The 21241-nt window shown below is 68.6% G+C and carries 17 protein-coding genes, 1 tRNA gene and 1 pseudogene; 11 read left to right on the top strand and 8 right to left on the bottom strand.

Annotation, left to right across the window (positions count from 1 at the left end; translation table 11 throughout):
• Positions 1-2 precede the first annotated feature (2 nt).
• On the bottom strand, positions 3-776 hold the full coding sequence (locus NQZ70_RS37350) for an acyl-CoA desaturase (protein ID WP_129578497.1): 774 nt from the start codon (positions 774-776) through the stop codon (positions 3-5).
• Between the two features lie 141 nt (positions 777-917).
• Between NQZ70_RS37350 and NQZ70_RS37355 the strand changes: the two genes are divergently transcribed.
• Positions 918-1685, top strand: a complete 768-nt coding sequence (locus NQZ70_RS37355; RefSeq protein ID WP_129578498.1) for an NTP transferase domain-containing protein — start codon at positions 918-920, stop codon at positions 1683-1685.
• Between the two features lie 92 nt (positions 1686-1777).
• Here the strand turns inward: NQZ70_RS37355 and NQZ70_RS37360 are convergent, their stop codons facing one another.
• Together NQZ70_RS37360 and NQZ70_RS37365 are read right to left on the bottom strand one after the other, a co-directional pair.
• Complete coding sequence (locus NQZ70_RS37360) at positions 1778-2767, bottom strand: D-cysteine desulfhydrase family protein (RefSeq protein ID WP_129578499.1); 990 nt, start codon at positions 2765-2767, stop codon at positions 1778-1780.
• 187 nt (positions 2768-2954) lie between these two features.
• On the bottom strand, positions 2955-4742 hold the full coding sequence (locus NQZ70_RS37365) for a hypothetical protein (RefSeq protein WP_237244387.1): 1788 nt from the start codon (positions 4740-4742) through the stop codon (positions 2955-2957).
• Positions 4743-4982: 240 nt separating this feature from the next.
• Between NQZ70_RS37365 and hutH the strand changes: the two genes are divergently transcribed.
• Positions 4983-6581 (top strand): histidine ammonia-lyase, encoded by a 1599-nt coding sequence (gene hutH / locus NQZ70_RS37370; RefSeq protein WP_237244388.1) that lies wholly within the window; start codon positions 4983-4985, stop codon positions 6579-6581.
• A gap of 107 nt (positions 6582-6688) precedes the next feature.
• Entirely contained in the window at positions 6689-7036 is a 348-nt protein-coding gene (locus tag NQZ70_RS37375) for a hypothetical protein (protein ID WP_237244389.1), read from the top strand.
• Positions 7037-7204: 168 nt separating this feature from the next.
• On the opposite strand, the gene NQZ70_RS37380 is transcribed toward NQZ70_RS37375, so the two are convergent.
• The 3 genes and pseudogenes from NQZ70_RS37380 to NQZ70_RS53550 all read right to left on the bottom strand — a co-directional run.
• The gene (locus NQZ70_RS37380) at positions 7205-7405 is read right to left on the bottom strand and encodes a hypothetical protein (RefSeq protein ID WP_129578501.1); all 201 of its coding nucleotides are present in this window, start codon (positions 7403-7405) and stop codon (positions 7205-7207) included.
• A 733-nt stretch (positions 7406-8138) separates the two neighbouring features.
• Positions 8139-8222, bottom strand: a tRNA-Leu gene (locus NQZ70_RS37385).
• 218 nt (positions 8223-8440) lie between these two features.
• Positions 8441-9052: pseudogene (locus NQZ70_RS53550) on the bottom strand (tyrosine-type recombinase/integrase); the annotation flags it as partial.
• A gap of 733 nt (positions 9053-9785) precedes the next feature.
• Here NQZ70_RS53550 and NQZ70_RS37395 point away from each other — a divergent pair.
• Positions 9786-10052, top strand: coding sequence for a hypothetical protein (locus tag NQZ70_RS37395; protein WP_207218056.1), 267 nt, complete (start codon positions 9786-9788; stop codon positions 10050-10052).
• A gap of 418 nt (positions 10053-10470) precedes the next feature.
• A complete protein-coding gene (locus tag NQZ70_RS37400) occupies positions 10471-11079 on the top strand; it encodes a hypothetical protein (RefSeq protein ID WP_129578503.1) in 609 nt (202 codons plus the stop codon).
• A 202-nt stretch (positions 11080-11281) separates the two neighbouring features.
• On the opposite strand, the gene NQZ70_RS37405 is transcribed toward NQZ70_RS37400, so the two are convergent.
• Entirely contained in the window at positions 11282-11806 is a 525-nt protein-coding gene (locus NQZ70_RS37405) for a hypothetical protein (protein ID WP_237244391.1), read from the bottom strand.
• A gap of 895 nt (positions 11807-12701) precedes the next feature.
• A complete protein-coding gene (locus NQZ70_RS37410) occupies positions 12702-13424 on the bottom strand; it encodes a hypothetical protein (protein WP_129578504.1) in 723 nt (240 codons plus the stop codon).
• A 1139-nt stretch (positions 13425-14563) separates the two neighbouring features.
• Here NQZ70_RS37410 and NQZ70_RS37415 point away from each other — a divergent pair.
• The 6 genes from NQZ70_RS37415 (at position 14564) to NQZ70_RS37440 (ending at position 21095) form a co-directional block, all read left to right on the top strand.
• Positions 14564-14701, top strand: coding sequence for a hypothetical protein (locus NQZ70_RS37415; protein ID WP_165374361.1), 138 nt, complete (start codon positions 14564-14566; stop codon positions 14699-14701).
• A 1161-nt stretch (positions 14702-15862) separates the two neighbouring features.
• The gene (locus tag NQZ70_RS37420; RefSeq protein ID WP_129578505.1) at positions 15863-16669 is read left to right on the top strand and encodes a hypothetical protein; all 807 of its coding nucleotides are present in this window, start codon (positions 15863-15865) and stop codon (positions 16667-16669) included.
• Positions 16670-16859: 190 nt separating this feature from the next.
• Positions 16860-17798, top strand: a complete 939-nt coding sequence (locus NQZ70_RS37425; protein WP_129578506.1) for a hypothetical protein — start codon at positions 16860-16862, stop codon at positions 17796-17798.
• Between the two features lie 195 nt (positions 17799-17993).
• Complete coding sequence (locus NQZ70_RS37430; protein WP_129578507.1) at positions 17994-18746, top strand: hypothetical protein; 753 nt, start codon at positions 17994-17996, stop codon at positions 18744-18746.
• A 176-nt stretch (positions 18747-18922) separates the two neighbouring features.
• Positions 18923-20008 (top strand): HNH endonuclease signature motif containing protein, encoded by a 1086-nt coding sequence (locus NQZ70_RS37435; protein ID WP_129578508.1) that lies wholly within the window; start codon positions 18923-18925, stop codon positions 20006-20008.
• 190 nt (positions 20009-20198) lie between these two features.
• On the top strand, positions 20199-21095 hold the full coding sequence (locus NQZ70_RS37440) for a hypothetical protein (RefSeq protein ID WP_129578509.1): 897 nt from the start codon (positions 20199-20201) through the stop codon (positions 21093-21095).
• The last annotated feature ends 146 nt before the right edge of the window (positions 21096-21241 follow it).

Below are 21241 nucleotides of genomic sequence, written 5' to 3' on the forward strand. Positions count from 1 at the left end.
CCCTACCCTTCGGCCCGCGCGACCTCGGGCTCGAGGCGGGCGACCTGGACCTTGTCGGACATCTGGAGGATGCCCAGCCAGGCGAACACGCGGATGACCTGGTAGGCCGGGTCGATCTCGAACCACCGCACCGCGAAGTTCGGGCTCATCGAGTACTTGTGGTGGTTGTTCTGGAAGAGCTCGCCGAGCGTCACGAGGTCGAGGGCCAGCGTGTTGCGGGAGTCGTCGTCGCTGTTGAAGTTGCGGTAGCCGTAGCGGTGGCCGCACCAGTTCACGATCGCCCCGTGCAGCGGGCCCATGGTCCAGTGGAGCGGGAGGAACAGGAACTGCCACCAGTGCGAGGCGAAGGCCGCGTAGAAGAGCACGTAGCCCGTGCCCCACGCGAGCCGGCTGATCCACGAGTTGCCGATGCGATCGAGCGTGCGCCACTCGGGGTAGCCGCCGCGGAAGCGCGGCTCCACGTCGGCCGTGCCGTCGTAGATCGCGTCGTAGCGCTTCGCGGTGTCGAGCATCATCGGGACGACGCTCGAGTAGTACCGCGGCGAGTGCGGGTCCTTCGGCGTGTCGCTGTACGCGTGGTGCATGCGGTGCAAGATCGCGTAAACCCACGGAACCAGATACGAAGACCCCTGCGTCAGGTACGTCAGGAAGTGAAAAGTCCGCTCCCATCGCTTCGACATCGTGAACATCCGATGCGAGGCGTACCGGTGCAGGAAGAAGGTCTGGAAAAAGACCGAGAGCGTAGAGTGGGCGATGAGGACGATCACGATCTCCATGCTCGGGTCGTAGCCCGGCGGTCCGCGGCAGGGGGTCAGCGCACGGTCACGTTTCCGTAACGGGGCCGGGATCCCGCGTGTTTTCTCGCGGCTCCTCACGTCCCTGGGATCTCCCCGTCCGTCCGTGGTAACGGCGGAGCCGTGAAGGCCGTGATCATCGGGGCGGGCCGGGGCAGCCGGCTGCGTCACCTCACCGAAGAGCTGCCGAAGACGCTGGTCCCGATCCTCGGCCGCCCGATGCTCGACAGCATCCTCGACGCGCTCGCGGCGGGCGGCTTCAAGCGGTCGGACGTCGTGTTCGTCTGCGGCTACAAGGCCGAGGTGATCCGGGCTGCCTACCCGGACCTCACGTACGTCGAGAACCGCGACTGGGAGCAGAACAACATCCTGCTCTCGCTCCTCTGCGCGCGCGAGCACCTCGAGGGCGGCTTCGTCTCGACGTACGCGGACATCGTCTACCGGCCCGGGATCGTGGCGGATCTGGTGCGCTCCCCGCACGACATCGCGCTCGCCTGCGACACCGACTGGCGGCGCCGGTATGTGAACCGCTCGCAGCACCCCGAGACCGACGCCGAGAAGCTCCGCGCCGACGGGGACCGCGTCGTGGAGATCTCGCGCCGCATCCCCTCGGAGGCGGCGACGGGCGAGTTCATCGGGGTGATGAAGCTCTCCGCGCTGGGCGCCGCGCGGCTGCTGGCCGCGTTCGACGCCGCGCGCGCCGCGTTCGCGGAGCGGCCGGAGTTCCGCGAGGGCCGCTCGTTCCGGCGCGCCTACCTCATCGATCTGCTCCAGCACATGCTCGAGTCGGGCGCGGCCCTGCACAAGATCGACACGCACGGCGGCTACATGGAGATCGACACGCTGGAAGACGCGTCGCTGGCCGACGCGTGGTGGCGCGGCGGGGCCTGAGATGCGGCCGGCGCGCGGCGGGGCCTGAGATGCGGCCGGCGCGCGGCGGGGCCTGAGATGCGGCCGGCGCGCGGCCGGCGCGAGCGCCCGCCCTAGAAAGCGTCGGCGAAGTCGGCGCCCTGCGCGAGGAGCCCGGGCAGCCCGCCGGTGTGCAGGAACAGCACCCGCTTGCCCGAGAGCTCGCCCCGCTCGGCCATGTCCCAGAGCCCGCAGAACGCCTTGCCCGTGTACACCGGGTCGAGGACGAGCCCCGACAGCCGCGCCGCCTTGACGATGCGCGCCCGCTGCTCCGGCGTGGACACCCCGTAGGCCGGCCCCCGGGCGGAGTCGTCGATCACGAGGTGGGCCGGCGCGCCGAGGCGCGGATCGAGCGAGCGCGCGTCGTCCATGATCTCGACCGCGACGCGCGCGAACGTCGCCTTGTCCTCGCGCACCGCCATCGCGCGCACCTCGCCGGCCACCTCGTAGCGGGCCGCGCCGAGCGCCGCGCCCGCCGCCGTCCCGCCCGAGCCGCACGCGTGCACGAGGACGTCGAACGGCTTGCCCCCCGCGAGGCCGAGGTCGAGCTGCTTCCGGATCTCCTCCATCGCGCGCACGTAGCCGAGCGCGCCGAGGCCGTTCGAGCCGCCCTCGGGGATCACGTACGGCCGGCCGCCCGCCGCGCGGATCTCGGCGGCCGCCTCGGCCATGACGGCGTCGCGGCCCCGGTACGCCTCGAGCGAGATCAGCCGGATCTCCGCGCCGGCGAGCCGGTCGAGCAGCGCGTTGCCCGCGAGCGGCGCCCCGGCCGACGGGTCCGCGGCGCGCAGGAACAGCAAGGAGCGCAGGCCGAGCGAGGCGCAGAGCAGCGCGGTCGCGCGCGCGTGGTTCGACTGAAGGCCGCCGCAGGTGATCACGCAGTCGGCGCCCTCCTCCTGCGCGGCGGCGAGCAGGTACTCGAGCTTGCGGATCTTGTTGCCGGCCTCCGCGCCGGCGGTCATGTCGTCGCGCTTCACGTAGAGGTCGACGCCGAGCGCCTCGGCGAGCCGCCGCGGGCGCTGGATCGGGGTCGGAAGGTGGCTCAGCGCGAGTCGTTTGCGCATCGGTTCTCTCCCATGTCTCTCCTCCGGAGGGCGAGGCCGCGGCCGGCGCCGTCGCCCGACCTCGACGAGCCGCGCGCCCGCCGCGCCGCGCCGCGCCCGCCACGCAGACGCCCTCTACCACCCTGGGCGGCCCTCGTCTGCCGTGTCGCGCGCGAGCTCGCTCGAAGGCCGGCGAGCCCCGGCCGGATCAGTGGATCACGCCCAGCTTGAGCGTGAGCAGGTACTGATCGGGGAGCTCCGTGCCGGCGGCGTCGTCGAACGCGCCGCCGGGGAAGAGGACGCCGGCCTCGGTGCCGAGCTGGATGGTGACGAGCCTGCCCATCGCGATGCGCGCGTCGACGCCGAGGTCGAGCTCGACGCCGAGATCGCGGCGGCGCCTGTCGCCGCCGTCGTAGTTGACGAGGTTGCCGCCCGACCGGGTGCCGTACGGGTCGACCACGTCGGCCGTCGCCTCGGCGATGACCGCGCCCGCCTTGAGGTCGAGCCAGCGCGCCGGCCGCACCACCATCCGCGGGTTCACGTAGGCGGCGCCGAACACGCCGCCCTTGGAGGGCAGCGACCTGATCCCGGGCTCGGGGGACGCGGCGAAGAGCTCCCGCTCGGCGATCGTGGCCGAGCGCGCCGTCTTCCAGGCGAGCACCTGGTCGAAGAGGAGGAGCCCGACGTTGTGGCTCGGGTCGAAGGTGAACCGCCGCGCCACGTCGTCCCTGGGGTCGTCGTCGCCCGACGCGTAGCCGGCCTCGAGCTCGGTCACGACGCGCCCCCACCGCTCGGCCGGCCGCCGCCCGCGGCCCGCGACGTGCACCGCCCCGAGCGTGGCCGCGCCGCCGACCGAGCGCACCGCCACGGGCGCGCGCCCCGCCGCCGCGCCCGCGAGCGGCGCGGGCCCGCGCGGGACGAACGACGTCGCGCCCAGGATCACCGCGGCCTCGAGCTCGCCGTAGACGTGGGCGCCGCCCCCCGGCACCGGCGCGTCGAACCTGCCGGCCACGTCGATCACCGCCGCCGCGAGCGCCTCGGTGAACCGGGCCGGGCTCGTCTTCGCGCGGCGCTCGCGGGCCTGCCGCCGGAGGGCGCCGTAGATCCCGACCTCGCCGCGCCGCTCGCGCCAGAGCGCCGACACGACCGCCTGGACCGCGCGATCGCCCTCCCCTTCGTCCTGCCCCTCGACGTCGTTCCCGAGCAGGTCGGCCGCGTTGTCCTCGAACACGAGGTCCGCCGCGACCGTCACGACGAGCGGCCCGGCCCGCCCCATCGGCGTCGCCTCGAGCATGACGCGCTCGACCAGCGAGCCGCGCTCGTAGTCGCCGAAGAGGGTCGCGCGCTCGCCGTCGTTGACGACGAGCCCCATCCCCCAGTGCGCGCCCTGCTGGCCCAGCCGGAAGACGCCGACGGACGACGGCAGCTCCAGGTAGAGGTAGCGCGGGTGCACGTCGTACCAGGCCAGGGCGGCGCGCGCGTCGCGCACCTGCTCGACGTGCCGCGTGGTGTCGCCGGCGATGAGCCCGCGGACGACGTCGAGCTGGGCCACGATCGACGCCTTGTCCTTGTAGTGGAAGCGCGGCGAGAGGCGCAGCCAGTGCGCGATGTACTGGTTCTGCCCGAGCGTCGTCGCGCCCGGATCCGAGAGGCGCGGGGCCCGGAGCCGGAGGTCGGTCATGGCGCGGTAGCGGAGCTGGTACTCGCCCTGCACCGAGAACGTCGACCGGGTCGGGTCCGGCGGGGGCGGCGGCGCGCGGCCGGTGTCCAGCACGAGCCGCTCCTCGAAGCGGTCGGCGTCTGCCGCGGCCGGCGGCGCGCCCTGCCCCGCGTTCGCGCCCTCGACGGGCTGCGCGGCGCTCGGCGAGGCGAGCGCGGCGGCGAGCGCAAGGGGGGCGAGGTGGGCCAGGGCGAAGCGCATCGGAAGCAAGCGGCCGCGCGCCGGCGCAGGCCGGAGCGCGCCGGCAGGATAGGCGGATCGATCCCTGCGGGGCACTGGATTCTTCTTCCGTCGCCGGCGGGGCGGCCCGTCGGCGGCGGCGGAGCACGATTCCGCGCTCATCGGCGGCGGCGGAGCACGATTCCGCGCTCATCGGCGGCGGCGGAGCGCGATTCCGCGCTTTCCAGCCGGGGCGCTGCCGGGCCTCGTCCGTCGCTGGCGGGCGGCCGGGCGGCGCCGCGGATCGCGGCGCCAGCGGCTTTTCTCGAGGCATCCGCCGCTCTAGCGTGCGCCCCCGTGACCCTCTCCACGCCGCGCGCCGCCGCCGTCTCTCCTTCTCCTTCTCCGTTGCTCCTGGGCCGCCCTTTCTCGCTCGCGGATCTCGACGATGTCGCGCGGCGCGGGCGGCCGGTGGCGGTCTGCGCCGAGGCGCGCGAGCGGGCCGCGGCCTCGCGCCGCGCGATCGACGCGATCGCGGCGGCGGGCGACGCCGCGCCCGCGGTGTACGGGATCAACACCGGCTTCGGCGCGCTCGCGGAGACGCGCATCGCCGATCACGACATCCGTGCGCTCCAGCGGAACCTCGTGCGGAGCCACGCCTGCGGGGTCGGGCCGGATCTCGGCGAGGCCGAGGTGCGCGCGATGATCCTCCTGCGCGCGCAGGTGATCGCGCTGGGGCACTCGGGGGTGCGCACGGAGGTGCTCGACCTGCTCGCCGCCCTGCTCGAGCGCGGCGTGTGCCCGCGCATCCCTGCGCAGGGCTCGGTCGGCGCGTCGGGCGATCTCGCGCCGCTCGCGCACCTCGCGCTGTCGCTCATCGGCGAGGGGGAGGCGCGGCTCGAGGGGCAGCTCATGCCGAGCGCGGTGGCGCTCGCGAAGGCCGGCCTCGCGCCGATCGAGCTCGCCGCGAAGGAGGGGCTCGCGCTGATCAACGGGACCCAGTACATGACGGCGCTCGGCGCGCTCGCGCTGCGGGACGCGGCCGCGCTCTGCACGGTGGCGGACATCGCCGGCGCGGTGAGCCTCGAGGCGCTGATGGGCTCGAAGCGCCCGTTCGACGAGCGGCTCATGCGGGTGCGCCCGCACCCGGGCCAGGCCGGCACGGCCGGCAACCTGCGCGCGCTGCTCGGGGGCAGCGAGATCATGCAGAGCCACGCGGACTGCCCGAGGGTGCAGGACGCCTACTCGCTCCGCTGCATGCCCCAGGTGCACGGCGCGACGCGCGACGCGCTCGCCTGGGCCGCCGAGGTGCTGACCCGGGAGGTCAACAGCGTGACGGACAACCCGACAGTGTTCCTCGGAGAAGGGGGCGGAGAGGGGGTCGCCGAGCTGATCTCGGGCGGCAACTTCCACGGGCAGCCGGTGGCGCTGGCGCTGGATCTCGCGGCGGTGGCGGCGGCGGAGCTCGCGAACATCAGCGAGCGGCGGGTCGAGCAGCTGGTCAACCCGGCGCTCTCGACCGGCCTCACGCCGTTCCTGGCGCCGCGGAGCGGGCTGCACTCGGGGTTCATGATCGCCCAGGTGGCGAGCGCGTCGCTGGTCAGCGAGAACAAGGTGCTCTGCCACCCGGCGAGCGTCGACTCGATCCCCTCGAGCGCCGGCCGCGAGGACCACGTGAGCATGGGCAGCATCAGCGCGCGGAAGCTCGCGCAGGTGATCGAGAACGTCCGCAGCTCGCTGGCGATCGAGCTCATCACGGCGGCGCAGGGCGTGGACCAGCGGCGGCCGCTCCGCCCGAGCGCGGGGGTGGCCGCGGCCCACGCCGCCATCCGCCGGGTGGTGCCCGAGCTGGTCGAGGACCGGCCGCTCTACCTGGACATCGCGGCGGCCACCGAGCTCATCCGGAGCGGAGCGCTGATCGCCGCGGTGGAGGAGGCGGTGGGTCCGCTCAACTGATTTTTTCTGTTTTAAGAATTACAACTGAGACGATCCTGTGGAAATCTGACGCGGCTCATCGGAATGCAAATGCTCCATCGAAGGGCGAGTTGCTGTACATTGGCGCAGTGCCCATTCCGGTCAGCACCCCGCCGTTTCCATTCGATGCCGTTCGAGATCTGCTCGGCGTGGTGCGGGCGATCTACGCGGCGGCGAAGGACGGGGGGGCGTCGCGGGAGGAGCTGGCGCGCATCGCGCGGGTGGGGCGGGAGCTGAGCCGGGCGCTGGATCTGGCGGGGTCGCCCCAGCAGGGGGTGTCGGGTCACTCGGCGGCGTGGAAGGTGACGGACAAGGCGATGCTCCAGGTGAACGACCTGGTCGATCCGCTCACGCCGGCGGCGCCGCTCCTGCTGGCGGCGCGGAGCCGCGTGACGGGGAGCCGGCTGGCCATGCGGAGCAAGCCCCAGGGGCGGTAGGGGGGCGGCGGGGGCTGGCGAGGAGCCGGCGAGAAAACGACGGTGGCTAGGGGCCTACGGTTCGGCCAGGAGCAAGGGACGGCTACAGCAGAGGCACAAAAGCGGGGCTCGGCGGGAACGGACAGTCCAGCCGGCACGCTCAGGGTGCGTACTGTGTGGGTAGAATCGTCAGCTGCGACCGAAGAACCTGCGGCCGCGGGACCGCTCGGCATCGCGCCGGATGCCCTGCATCACCACGCGAATGAGCTCGCGGGTGTAAGCACGCCTGTCATGACGCTTGTGCTCGGGCAGCCTGACGCCCAGAGCGTGTGCAAGACGTTCTACGTTCTCTACCTTCGCCTCACGCAGACAATCGATGTCCAGATCCATGTAGTGGCGCTCCCATTACTCGAATCCACTTGGTTTGTCGAGCCCCAGAGGACCCCAACGGGGCGCGCGCCGCCTCCCTTCAGACCACGACAAGCGCCATCAGACCGTGACAGGCGCGCGACGTCCCCGGCAGGTCGGCGCCACGTGGGACACAGAGCGACCTGGTCCCGTTCGAGGCGAGCAAGCTGCTCGGGTCGAGCCGTCGCCGCGGATGGGCGAGCCGCCGCCGCGGATGGGCGAGCTGTCGCCGCGGATGGGCGAGCTGCCGCCGTGGATGGGCGAGCCGCCGCCGCGGATGAGCGAGCTGCCGCCGTGGATGGGCGAGCCGCCGCTTCCGCTCGGCTCCCGCCCGAGGTTGACGCGCGACGTCATGCGAAGCTCCGAGCTCACCGCAGGGCGGGTGAAACACTCCACAGCCCCGGAGGGTGTGAGATGCCATGAGCGACGGCAGAGCGTATGTCTGGGAGGGCTCAGGACGAGCGTGTCAGGCAGGAAGCTCAGGGGTAAGGGAGCGCGAGGGACGGCAGAATGCCCACGAGCCTGGAGGGCACGCGGTCACACGGAACTGGCGGAACGCGCAGAGCTCGACAGCTGTAGGTCGTCGATGTGCACTCCCGGCAGGGCCCGCCCGCCTCCGGGGCGAAGCTCGAGCCGCCCGGCGGCTTTCAGCTGGAAGCACCGAGCGCCCCCATCACGTCACAGCGCGGACCAGCTCGGTACGTCCTCCATGAGGTAGCCCCGGCCGGACTCGAACCGGCACGCCCGCGAGGGGCCGCGGATTTTAAATCCACCGCGTCTGCCATTTCGCCACGGGGCCAAGTTGTTGATTTTACTGGATATTATCGCTTCGACCTGCTCCGCACCACCCCCTCCGCTGGCTATTCCGCTGGCTTTTCCCCCGAGCTCGGGGATCGCCTCGGCGAGGGAAGCTAGCTCGCCAAGGCCCAGCTCTGCAAACGTCCTGGCCGCCTGGCGATGCCTCTGGCTCATGACGGAGCTCCGGCGCCCGGTCCGGTCGGCGACCCAGGTCTCGCTGCGGCCGTTCGCGAGGGCGACGGTGATGAAGGTGAAGCGCGTGTCGTGCGCGCGCACCTGCTGGCGCTCGGCGGAGCCCTCGAAGAGCTCCGGGCGGTCGATGCCGGCGAGCTGGAGATGAGCGCGGAAGCGCTCGGCGGCGTGCTCGACGCTGAAGCGATCGCCGTCCTCGTTCACGAAGAGCGGCGCGGAGGGAGGCGGGTTGCCGCGGAGCGCGAGCCAGGCGCGGAGCGCCTGTGGCACGCCGGACGAGAGCGCCCAGGCGCGCGGGTCGTTGGTCTTGTTCTTCTCGAGGCGCAGGGCGCCGCGGTCGAGGTCGATGTCCTGCACCTGCAGGCGCGCCGCCTCGCTGATGCGGGGGCCCTCGCGGTTCAGGAAGCCCCAGAGAACGCGCCAGCAGAGCGGGATCGCGGTGCAGGCCAGCAGGCGAGCGTCCTCGTCTGGGTAGAGGCAGGCCTTCGCCTTCGCAGGGCCGAGCTTCGGGAGGAAGCCGCGGGGGAGCGGGTTCGTCGCGAGAAGGCGGCAGGGGAAGACGGCCATCGCCATGAGCCGGTGCAGGAGCTGCGCGATGTGACGGCGCGACGCGGGCGACATCGGCGGGAGCGCGCGCATGACGCGCGCTCCGCGTCGTCGAGCGTGAAGGACGCGACGGGGACGCGGCCGGCGATCGGGTAGATGTGGCGGTCGAAGCGGTAGACGTCCTGCTCCACGCTGCGCTTCGGCTTGACGTGGTCGGGGTACATGCGCGCGAGCTCGCCCGAGGTCCAGAGCTCACCGAACTGCTGGAGGGTGACCTGCTTCGGTACCGAGCCGCTGCCGGGGACCACCTTTGCTTGTGCTCCGCCTCTGCAGACGACCTCGACCGCCTCGATGACGTCGCGGAGCGCCCTGCCCTCGCGTACCGCCGCACGCTCCAGCAGCGCGACGATGGCATCCCGCGTGACGTTGCGCGAGGCGCGCAGCCGCGCGGCGAGGTCGGCGACGAGCTCCTTGCGCTGCTCAGCCTGCTTTTCGGTCAGCTTGGGGTCGAGCGGGAAGCTCTCGCGGTCGTTGTCGCCGACGAGGACGCGGATGTAGAGCCGGTCAGCGGCGTTGCGGAAGAGCGATCCAGTGGGCCTGCGGGGCATGGCGGCTCTCTTCTACCGCGAATTGCGGCCGCGCTCACGCCTGGGACGGCCCGTCGGCGTTGGGGCCAGCCGGAGGCCGGCCTCACGGAGCACCGCCGCTGCGCCGCCCCCTTGCTCGGGTCGTCCTCCGGGAGCGCTCCGGGAGCGCAGGGGCGGCGTGATGCTTCGTCTCGAGCCGGGTCGAGCCGGGCCATCAACGCCGCTCGCCCGACAAGGTGATGACGAGCGGCACCTTCTTATACTTCTCGTTTACGACGTCAGCACGGAACGTCTGGTATGCTCGTAATGTGCCCTCCTACCGCCGCGACCGCTCCGCCGCCGAGATCCTCCGCTCCGTCCCGCCGCGCGACCGCGCCGTGATGCTCCGGTTTGGCCTCGACCTGAACGACCCTGCGGACGCAGCGCTCTTCGTCTCGGGTGTCCGCGCCGCGGACGACGCGATCGCGGCGCAGGAGCGCTGGGAGCGGGAAAACGCGCGACGTTGAGGTGGTCCATTCCACGCTGCGGCCTGCGTTTTCCAAACTTGGCGCCGTCGTTCCAACAGGCGTCTCGTCGTAGCCCTGATCCATGAGCCCTCAACGAAACAGCACCGCCGCTGCTGTTCGCCAGCGGGTTATCCGCAGACGATCCGGTCTGGCAGGCGTTTCTTCGCGCGCCCGTGGTCGAGAGCGAAATGATCACCAACGAGGAGCGTAAAGCGGTCGCGGAGCCAGCTGACGGCCCCTGAATCCCGCACGAAAAGGTCGTCGCGGAGGTAAGCGCGCGCCGGCCTCGATGCCCTGGAGGGTGGACTGAACTCCTAAGGTGCGTGCGCGCGGGCAGGACGTGCCGGCACGACGTCCCGCACCGGAACTCTGACATTCGCAGCCGCCTGCAGGCCTCAAACCCTGCTACGCTGCCGGCGTGCCCAGGCGCACGACCGCTGAGATCGCCTCTGTCAACATCGCTGCCCTTGCCAGCGCCGCACGACGCGGCGAGGTCGACACCGATGTCGAGATCAACATCGCCGACGCGCGCCTCGTGCTGGCCGGAACGGTCGCCCTGCCGCTCGAGACGACCCGCATGGCCGCGGGCCACCTCCGGGTCTGGGTGCGTTGCCCCGGGTGCTCCGCACGGGCGGCGGTGCTCTACATTGATGCGCCAGGCCTGCGCTGCCGTCGCTGCGCCGGGCTCGTCTATCGTTCGCCACGGCATCGTCCCGAGGAGCGTGTCCTCGAGCAGGCTCTCGCACGCCGGACGAGGGCACGGGCCGCGCTCGGCGCCGGGCCAGACCCGCGGGAGCCGATCCCGCAACGACCGCCGGGCGTGCGCTTCTCGACCTGGGTGCGCCGTCTCGACAAGCTCCACGAAGCCGACGCCGCGGTGCAAGCCGCGCTCGGCGCACTCGTCGATCGGATCGGCGCCCGCTCGGGAGCGCTCGCTCAGAGGGCTGGCCTCGCCGCGCCGCCGGTCGCGTCCATGCCTGGGGCGCCTTCAAAGAAGGGCCGGCGACCTCGCGAAACCACGCCCTGAGAGCCCTCCGGGGACCTCGAGCGTGGAGGTGGTCCACCTCTGCCATGGACCGCGCGCTCAGCCGGCGCGCACGCTCGCGATCCACAGGCGGCCCTGCGCGGAGCGCCCAGCACCGGGAGCTGGGAGGCCGGCGCTGTCGTAATGGCCCCCGGCCAGCCACACGCGTCCGCGCCGAGCCGGTGGTAGCACCAAGCGGACCGCTCTACTTTGGCGGCAGCCTGCCACGCCTCGCCCCTTCGGGAGGAGCGCTCGCCCGGCCAGCCCGCGGCTGCCGGACCGGTTCAAGACCGGCAGCGGCCAGCACCGCAGCGACCCCCGTCCGCTCGTCCGCCGCCACGGGTCGGCGCGGTGCCGGGTCATCACTGGCCAGCGCTTGGAGATAGCCGACGAACGCCTCGCGCTGGACCAGGCGCAGCTTGCCGAGCTTCGTGACCGGCAGGGGAAAGCCGGGCGCGCGGATGGTGTCGAGGAAGACGCGCGCCGGGATGCCGGTGACCGACTCGACGTTCTTCTGCGAGAGCATCTCCGGCTGCGGCGCTGCGATGGTGAGCCCGTCAAGCGGGATCGCGAGCGTCGCAGTGGCCGTGGCAGAGGGGTTGCTCACCCTGGGGCGCTGCGATCCGCCCATGGGCGTCGCCGGGAACGTCCTCTCGATCGCGCGTATACTGTTGTCAGCCCCACAAATAGCAAGCTGTGACGAGCCACGCGCGAGAGCCACCGATGCCATGCCGTACCTCCATCCGTGTAGGGTTCGTGGGCAACCGTGACCGACGCTGCCGGAAGACGCCCGAAAAGGTATCTCGGAGCCGAAGGTATCTCCACGCGAATTACCCTTGTATGCTCGTGGAGGAAATTGTTGTAATCACGCGGGGTTAGCTACCCTGGGAAGCGCTGCAGAGGGGCCAAGAGAGAGGGGGTCCGAAGGGGTCAATTTGGTATCTCGGAGTGACCCCGCGGTGCCGCGTGGAGGCAGGCCGGGGTTTGCGCCGAGACCGGCAGCGATCGCGCGGGTGGCCGGACCGTGGCGGTAGGGTTCATCGGGGGCATCGGATCTTCTCCACTGCACATCGGAGCACGACGGGGCGCGGAGCTGCGTCGATTCCGTGCGGTATCGCTCGTGGGGCGCACAGTCGGAGATCAGCTCGATGCCACGCCAGCCGCAGATCGGCCGAACGCGCCGGTCGTGGCCGAGCTCTGCAGGGCTACCTTCTGGCGCAGTTCCTGCTACCACTCCGCCCCCGGCTCAATCCGGGTGATGTCGCCTGGAACCAGCAGCTGCTCATCGCCGCCAGGAACGCCGGAAGCAAGTACCGGCCCGATCCGAGGACAATCTCTGGGACGCGCTCCGAAACCAGTCGCACCGGGTCGCTTGGCGACGGACCGCCCAGCACGCCGTCACCGGCGAAGTGAGGAACGGTAGCCAGCGCGCATGCTCGAACACGACGATCCGCAGTGTGCGCTAGATCGGGTCCTCACCCTCGACGACGTCGTCGGCCCGTTCGCTGTCGGGGTCGCACTTGGTGATGAGGTGGTAGGCGAACGCGGACGCGAACTCGCGGAGCTTGGTGGCCTGCCGCGCGGCGACACCATCGCCGTGGGGCTGCGCGATGGGGCTGCTCAGCTCAGCGGCTCGGGGGCTTCTGCCTCTCGCTGGGTCGCGCGCGGGGGTACGCGGGTCGCCCCCTCCGGCGCGTGTTCGGCTCGGTGGCGTTCGGCTCTTCAGGTCGCGGCATCCGGCGCGGCGGCCGCTCGCCCGCGAGGATCTTCCGGGCCCTCTCCTCCTGCTCGACGAGCGTCGCGGCGTACGCCACGAAGCGCAGCGCATCGAACGGGACGCCGGCCTTGTCGAGCTTTTCGCCCAGATGGGGCGGGAGCCGGGCGATCCGCCGGTACTGGCTCCGGCGCGCCTGCGACACCTCCGCGCGCACGTCAAGCGGCGCCCGGTAGAAGGCAACGCACCAGGCATACGTGATGCATTCCGGCAACAGCAGCCGCAACTGGTGCTTCTCGTCGTAGCCGCAGGCCGTCGTGCTGCGGGGCGGCGCGGTCCTCCTGCGGCGCTGGAAGCGCCCCGCGTTGCCGGCTGGCGCGTGCTGCGCGATTCGCGCGGCTTCGGCTTGCAGGCGCGCGCGCTCGCGCTCGAGCTCCGCCTCTCCGCGCTCAAGCGCCCGCTCCCTTCGTACGAGCTCCGCGCGCGCCTGCTCGAGCTGACAGCGCTCCAGGGCGATCTGCATCTCGCGCGTATGGTGGTCGGTGTGGTCCTGGGTGAGCAGCGCAACGGCCGCCGGGGCGGCAGCAGCGAGGAGCTCGAGCAGCGGCGGCGGCTTCGGGGGAGGGGCGTTCATCCGCACCATCGTACTGACGGAGGCCGTCGGGTCGAATCTGCCCTCTATTTACGGCGACGTAAATCGATCGCCTTCGTCTCCGGATGCCCAATCATTTCGTGAATTTAGATCCTCGCGCCCCAGCCGCTCTGTGGCATGGAGCACCAACGGCGAAGCCGAAGGATCTCCATGGCTTAGAACGCGGTCCGATGCGAAAGGGCGCAGCTCGGCGCGGCGCGGCGCGCGAGCAGCAAGCATCGCGCCGATCGGCCAAACAAGGCTCACTTAGTCGGCTCGTTTCTTGCCGGCAGGTTGCGCCGCGGGAGCCGATCTCCGACCAGGACGCGCCCATAAGGTCAGCTGTAGCCGGTCTCACCAAGACCGGCTAACGGCGGGCGCGCGGTGGAGCGCAGCGTCGGCGATAGAGACGGCCACGGAGAGGGCAACGCGCGTGTCGGCGAGCTCTCGTCCACTTCGCCGAGCTCTGGCACATGGCCGGCGACGAGGGCCGTGCTCGCGGGGAACGCTTGTTCGCGCATGAGCACCATCGTGCAGCTCTGAGCGTGCGGCCGTCAGTGCGCCGTCACCGCGCGGCCTGTGCACACCGTCGTGTCCCCCGTGTGACCAGCCGATTGACGGTCATCGCTCCGCCTGCCAGCCCAGCGCGCGCGTCCCCCGCTCGCGCGTCACCTGCGCCGTCGCAGCGCCCGAGTGTCGGGGCGGCTGCCCGGGTCTTCGGTACCGGTGCTCGGGTGTCGCCGGAACGACCGCTCGGGTCTCCGGAACATCTGCCCGGGTGCCGTCGGAACGACCGCTCGGATCGCGTCGGAACGGGTGTTCGGATCACGTCGGAGCACACGGCGACGGCGCAGGATGGTGCCCCTCGGGCCGCTGCTAAGGCTTGAGGCTCTCCTCAAGCGCCAGCGAGGGGATGCCGCCCCGTTGCCGAAGGGCATCGGCCCCCTGACCTCGCCACATCCGGCATCGCCGCCGCCTACGACGCGTCGCAACAGTGCGTCGATCGAGTCGCCTTATCGACTCGCACCGAAGGCTTGACATGTCGGGTTGGCCGTCGGCTACGCTACCTCCCCACGATGCGCAGGAGGGGCACGAGGGGGTGGGATTGGATCTATCGGCCGTCCACGCAGGAACGCCGATCCGTGGACCCGGAGCCTGATGACGCCCAGCTGGCCGCGATCGAGGAAGGCCTTGACCGCATCACCAAGCGCGCGCGCTTGCTGCGGATCGACGCGCCGGCCGAGCGCACGAGCCCCTTCCAACGCGATGGGCCCTCATGAGACCGACATCGCAGGGCGCGCGGGCCCCCGGCGGTGGCGCGCCGCGGGGTCCAGGGCCGCCGTCCCCAGCCAGGTCGATCACCCGGCCAGACGCTCCGGAGCAATCGAGGCAGAACTCCCGGAGTCAACCATCGGAGTGGGAGTGCGCAAGATGCGGCGACTGGAGGATATTTCGATCGGATCCCGGTCGCGCGCTGTGCGGTACCATCGGCACGGATCTTGTGGCGCGATTAGCTGGGGCGTCGGCGACCTGGCGAGGGGAATGCGTGGTTATGCACCGGCGGCCTATCTCCGGATATGTACTGAAAGGTCGCGGCGAGTCGCGGCCTATCTCCTGGAATACGGAGATAGGCTGCCGGGAGATGCGACTCATCCGCTGGAACACGGAGATGGGCAGCAGCAGCTCGCGGCCTACATGCTGGACCACGGAGATAGGCCGTGCGTCACAGCTGATTGCGACGTTAGACGGGAGAGGACGGAAAGGTACCCTACATGTCCGGCTTGGTCACCCTGTCAGACGACTCTTGCGTCTACTGTTGCGAGCGACCGGGTGTAACCCGTGATCACGTACCGGCGAAACAGCTCTTCCCCGTTCCGCGTCCAGCCAATCTCCTTACGGTTCCGTGCTGCGGCTTATGCAACCAGCGGTTTCAACCGCACGAGGACTACTTTCGGGCGCTCATTTGCCTCGGCAGCACGGGGGAGACTCCCGTCGCGCGCCGAATTTGGGAGCAAAAGGTCGAGCGGGGACTTCAACGCGATCGGGGTCTCCGGCGCGTCCTCACCGCCGCTCTCCGGAGGATCCCTGCCATCACGGAGGCCGGCCTGTATTTGGGGCACCGCGACGCGTATAGGGTGGACTGGCCGCGACTTCACCTGGTCGTCCGCAAGTGGACCCGCGCCTTATATGTGGAGGAGTACGGGCAGGCGCTACCCCCGAACGCGCAGATTCACACCCGTCTCATCCACGGCCCACTCGTCCAGACCCGCGACGTACTGCACCAGCTATCACTTGACGCCAAGCACGCTTGGCCGGGTGTTTTCGAGTATCGACACAATCGGGAGGCTGAACGCCTAGACCGCTCTATGTGGACCTTCACCGTACTCGGCTCCGTCGAGTTTCTTGCCGTGACTTCCGTACCGGAGAAAGCTCGATAGTAGATGGATTTCGCAGCAGCAGCAGACCGCGCGCACAAATCGGTCGTCGGAATGTACCTAAAGACTCGGTCGACCGGTCGGATCGACATCGCGAGCGGCGCACTGGTATCCCTGGGCGGCCTACCGTTCATTATCACCGCCGGCCACAATCTTCTCGACTACGCCGCCGCCGACGTCTTCTTGCTTTTCCCAACGCTGCTCATACTCCCAGGTATCGGCGGACGGTCGATTCTGCGGCTTCGTGCGAGCGAGAACCCCGACGTGGGAGTCATCGAACTCGATCCAGGTGATGCTGTCTACTGGCACCACCTCCATCCGCTCGACGAACGGAGCTTCATTGACCCAGAAGACATCGGTCCCGAGGACACTTTGGTGTTGTCTGGCTTTCCCGCTGCGAAGACTCAGGTGGATGCTCTGTCCTCTCACGAGGACCCTGCGACCCCGCCGCTATTCAGAAGCGCAGGCATTGGAATCCGCGCAACGTTAGCCCCGGACGTGCGAAGTCCGCATGAACCACCAGAAGGGCGGGGGGTTCAGGTCGTCTACCATGGCGACCAGTTCTTTGATGTCGATACAAAAGAGGGCGTTACTCTACCGCCGCCCGAGGGCATCAGCGGCGGCCCGCTGCTGGCCGTGTCGTTGACGACAGTCCGGCTCCTCGGCCTCGCGCGATCCGTCCATGGCAGCGACGCACGATACGAGTGGTGCGAGCCGGCTCATGAGGCGCTCCGCCTCTTGGTCGACCACCCGAAAGAATCGGTGGTCGAAGCCGTCGACCGCATTCTTTCCGCCCGAGCTCGCAAGCAATGATGTCGTCAGGAGATGAACGACCGATTTGGAGCTGCACTAGACGCTATCCGTCTAACATCGAATCGCAGCTGACAACCGCCGACGCCGCGCACAGCGTGTTTCGGCCGCTGTACTTACTTGCGTCGATTGCAGCTAAATTTGGCGTTCGGCAGCATCCGCATTGTGAGCGCCGACCCCACGGAACGTAGCAATGACATCGAATCGGCAGGACTTCACTTCGTCTGTTCGCGGCAGCCTGGCACACCGCGCCGGATACGCATGTTCGAGTCCACTGTGTCGAGCACCCACCGCAGGGCCGAGCGACGAGTCCGCTCATGCGCGCTCCGACGTCGGTGTTGCCGCTCATATCACCGCTGCGGCGCCGGGTGGCCCTCGCTACGACGAGACCCTTTCAGAGGCCGAGCGTACTTCGGCAACAAACGGCATCTGGCTCTGTCAGGTTTGCGCGAAGAAGGTCGATGACGACGAGACAACTTTTTCCGTCTCCTTGTTGCGCCAATGGAAGCAGTATGCGGAAGCTGACGCAAGGGAGCGCCTGGGGCGACCCAACCAGCCCGCCGCCACTGGTGCTCTCGTCCGCGACCCGCTGGAACAAATGATCGCGCACCGGATGCGGGACGCACTGATCGCTGCTACGTCGCCCATGGCGGCCATGCTTGCGCGCACCGCTAACGCCAACGCATTCGGCATGCTCTCGCGACTCATGCTGGCCATGCCACCCGGAGGCCCGTATTCGCGAGACCCTGACGTATCGATCGCAAGGCCGCTGACAGCGCAGCTCATGACGCCGCGACTTCTGGAGCCAGCCGTGGACCACGATGTTCCACCGGGAATCAGGTGGATCGACTGGATTATCTCGGGTCTTCACCAGTGCGGAGTGGAGTGCGGCGAGGCCCTCCGGCTGTACGCGCCGCGCGGCCCAAATGTTCTAATCGCGCAGTTCGAGGAACTCAATAGGCACATGCCCATGGCCGTGCATTCGCTTTCAAGCTTGGCGTCACGTATCCCTGGACACCCGTGGCCAGCAAGTGAGCGATCGTATTTCGAGGAGACGTTACGGGTTCTGGTCAATGCTCAGCGCACGTCGATGAAGTTCCTGCTTCACTGGCAGACCAAAATCGAGTTATGATATCCGCACGAACACTCCCTCCACCGACGCTGCCAAACAGCCCGGTGCAGCCGACAGGGTAGCCGTTCGGCAGAAAGGACGAAATTGGAACGGTCATGGCATCTAGTCTGTAGCGACAAGCCGCAGGCCACCCACGCCGGGCGCGGGTACGACGGCGTCCGGTGCGGATGCGCGGCCGCGCACTACTTTTACGCATTGCCGCTCACCGACGACGAATTGAAATCGTATCGAATCTGGCCCCTCGGCCCGAGGGGTGGGCGGCGCGAAAACGGCGACTTCCTTGTCTCCAACTCCTGCACGGTGCCCGGCACGAGCCTGGCGCTGCGTCGCGACGACGGACCACGACGACTTTCCGGAACCGTCGCTGAGTGGCTTCTGGATGGTGGTCGGGCGCCTGCGCCGCCGCGGCTGGTGCCCCTCTCGGCCGAATGCAAGGCGGTCCTCGCAGCTGAAATCTCGCGCCTCGCGTGGTGCACACGCAACCAGATCCGGATGGCGCCCGCCTACACGGCAATGATGCACTGCTTGCTTTGGAGCTGGACCGCGGATGCGTACGACGCCTATGACGGAGAACTTGCCCGCGACGGCTTCAAGTATGACTTCGGTCAACTGCGCCATACGCAAGAGGCGCACGCTCAATTCATCATGCGTCGGAGCACCAGTAAGCTTGTGCACGAGCACGCCATTCCGCGTAAGGTGCTCGTGCGGCAACTGCTGAGCCATGAGCTCGAAGAATCCCTCGTCACGGCGCTTCTTGAAGAGTATTGCTTCGGTGTCATTGTAACCGCCGCTCAAGACAGCGATGCGCTTGGTGAGGCGCTGAGGAGCGAAATGCCTTCCGATTGGCGCTTCGGCGACTCACAAGGGGCACTCGCGAGATACGACGGGAAATTCATCGTACATCAACCCGGACAGTGTCCGATCTGCACCGGGGAGACTGAGACGTGAGACTGACGAACAAGCGCCTGCACCCGGCGATGCGCGGAGCCTCGCTCCGCTCGGCACCGCGCACCGCTGGTGAGGCGCAAGTCGTTAGCCACACCGGCGCACCCCATCGAAAAACGAACTCTCGTGAACGCTCGTTCACCAGGTTGTAACGCGTCCATGCTCTTGGAGACGACACCATGAACCTGAACGAAGCTGCCTCACTCCTTGCAATGTCGAAGGAGCGCGTCCTACTGGCTATCGAGGAGGGCATCGAGACCCCGAAAACGAAGACGCGGGTCCGGCTTCGTACAGTCCCTCTTCAGCACGGCCATGACATCGCCCAAGAGGATCTTGACGCCTTTATACGGGTCTTCGAGAGCGAAAAACCGGGCCGACATCCTCCAGTTGCCGTGCGCCGAACGTTACTTATCGAAGCCCGCTATAAGTGCGCCATTTGTCGCGAGAACGGCCCGATCGAGTTTCATCACGTGATAGAGTGGACTACCGTGTCCCACCACGACCCGCAGCACATGCTGGCCGTTTGCTCCAATTGCCACGCAAGGATCACCCGGTTTGGGGAGCCCGATGTTCTAGCGCAGCGTCAGATAAAGAAGAACCTGCAAGAGCGTCAAGCCGCCAGCGAGCCGACCCCTGAGTTTGTGGATCCCGCCCCGCCCTTGCCGAGCCCGGCGCCTACACCTCCGCAGGAGTCGGACTTCGCTGATTCCTTTGCCGTGACATGTCCGACGACGAACGCTCCCACCGCTCCTCCGGTCGCCAAGACGCCTGCGAGCGCGGAGCAATCACTTCTTGCGAGATCATTCGAGCAAACCATGCGCCAGATCCTTGCACAGGAGATCACCTACGCGGGTCCGAGCTCTCCTGAGTTGGAGTGGGTCGGTGCCCTACTCTTCGGAGCCTATCCAAGGAATGATGCCGACTGCGTCCTTCTTCTTCGAACCGCGCGAGCGATTTTCCAGATTCAGCGCATCACTCGTCCGGATGCGGCATGGACGGATTGGGCGTATACATCGCGAATTATTGAAGCAACCGCGAACGTGCTCGCCGAACTCGACTACAATCTCGATACGCTCAACGGTACGGCCGAAAAGGCTCTGCGTATTGCAAGAGAGCGACGGTATCTGCAATTCAAGGATGAAGACGAGTGGCGGCCAGGAATGGCCTCCGGCACTGGATGGGTCGAGTACGCCGCCTTGTCGCTTATCGGCGAGAAGCTACTGAAGAAAACGGACGCGCAGGGAGCACATTCGCATGGTGGCTAACTCTCGGCTGCTGCTGACGGCCTGCTGGCTGCGCGGACGGCCGCAGCAGCGCCGAACGTTCGGCGGGCGGAGGTTGTGGGTGAGTGGCGTAGTATACCGTCGTGTCGAACCAGCGTGCGGCCCCGACGAATGCCCCAGGTAGCTGCGCTGGCCGTGCAGCGCGCTAGGTCGACTGTGTGAGACGTTTCAAATGGCAGACCTCACTTTCATCGAGAAAACGAAACTTGAGAAGCTGCTCGGAATGGGCGGCGGCTACGTGCTGGACTTCTCGAACAGGACTCTTGAGGAGTTCGTTCGACAGAGCGTTCGGAAGAACATCTACGATGAGGTCTATAACTACGCCTCTGGCTCGAAGGCGAATCGCATCCGTGCGTTCTGGGACCGCGAACCCAATAGTGTTGTCGGTAAGCTACTCGCGGACCTCTTGGAGTACCGCGAGTTCAGCAATCCGAGTCGCGACGAGGAGAGCAAACGCCTGTACCAGGATTGCCGCCGTATCGCGGAAAGACTCTCTTCAGGCTGCGCCGTCGGGCAGGCTTCCACGACCACTTCGGAGCCAGTTCTTGAGCGCCCGTCCGCGCGGGAACAGCACTTGGTGGCGCTAGGCCAACTCAAGGCCGAGTTGGAGGCGCTTTTCGTACAACCGGACCGCCAAGAAGCTGGTCTGAAGCTGGAGAGGCTGCTCAATCGCCTCTTCAGCCTCTTCAATCTGGCGCCGCGAAGGCCCTTCGAACTTGTCGGTGAGCAGATCGATGGATCCTTCGAGTTGGACCACGAGGTCTACCTGCTGGAAGCGAAGTGGGAGCGGAAGCCATTGCGCGAGAAGGAACTGCTCGTCTTTCGAGGCAAGGTTGAGGGCAAGTCTTCCTTTACCCGCGGGATGTTTGTTGCCATGAATGGGATCACGCAGGAGGCGGAGGCGGCGATCCGAGTCGGCAAGCAGCCCACCTTCTTCGTAATCACGGGCCACGACTTAATGATGATTCTCTTGGGTTCCCTGCCCTTTGATGAGTTCCTCCGGCGCCGTCGCCGGTTGCTTGCAGAGGAGGCGGCCGTGACGGCACACTTCGACCGAGTGGCGCAATAGAAGGAACTGTACCTGGGCCGCCGAGCAAGAGCCTGCACCCTACGGGGCGCGGAGCCTCGCTTCGCTCGGCAACGCGCCCGGCGCGTGAGGCCCCAGCCGTTGGGCCTACGGGCACCGGCGCTGCGCGGCAGATCATTACAAGCGAG

Origin of the sequence: Sorangium sp. So ce836, assembly GCF_028553905.1 — a bacterium.
Taxonomy (GTDB): domain Bacteria; phylum Myxococcota_A; class Polyangia; order Polyangiales; family Polyangiaceae; genus Sorangium; species Sorangium cellulosum_D.

Coding starts and splice junctions, on each gene's coding strand:
- NQZ70_RS37350 (WP_129578497.1), bottom strand. CDS start 776: ATGGAGATCGTGATCGTCCTCATCGCCCACTCTACGCTCTCGGTCTTT.
- NQZ70_RS37360 (WP_129578499.1), bottom strand. CDS start 2,767: ATGCGCAAACGACTCGCGCTGAGCCACCTTCCGACCCCGATCCAGCGC.
- NQZ70_RS37380 (WP_129578501.1), bottom strand. CDS start 7,405: ATGGATCTGGACATCGATTGTCTGCGTGAGGCGAAGGTAGAGAACGTA.
- NQZ70_RS37395 (WP_207218056.1), top strand. CDS start 9,786: ATGACGAGCGGCACCTTCTTATACTTCTCGTTTACGACGTCAGCACGG.
- NQZ70_RS37405 (WP_237244391.1), bottom strand. CDS start 11,806: ATGGCATCGGTGGCTCTCGCGCGTGGCTCGTCACAGCTTGCTATTTGT.
- NQZ70_RS37410 (WP_129578504.1), bottom strand. CDS start 13,424: ATGAACGCCCCTCCCCCGAAGCCGCCGCCGCTGCTCGAGCTCCTCGCT.
- NQZ70_RS37420 (WP_129578505.1), top strand. CDS start 15,863: ATGGATTTCGCAGCAGCAGCAGACCGCGCGCACAAATCGGTCGTCGGA.
- NQZ70_RS37425 (WP_129578506.1), top strand. CDS start 16,860: ATGACATCGAATCGGCAGGACTTCACTTCGTCTGTTCGCGGCAGCCTG.
- NQZ70_RS37435 (WP_129578508.1), top strand. CDS start 18,923: ATGAACCTGAACGAAGCTGCCTCACTCCTTGCAATGTCGAAGGAGCGC.
- NQZ70_RS37440 (WP_129578509.1), top strand. CDS start 20,199: ATGGCAGACCTCACTTTCATCGAGAAAACGAAACTTGAGAAGCTGCTC.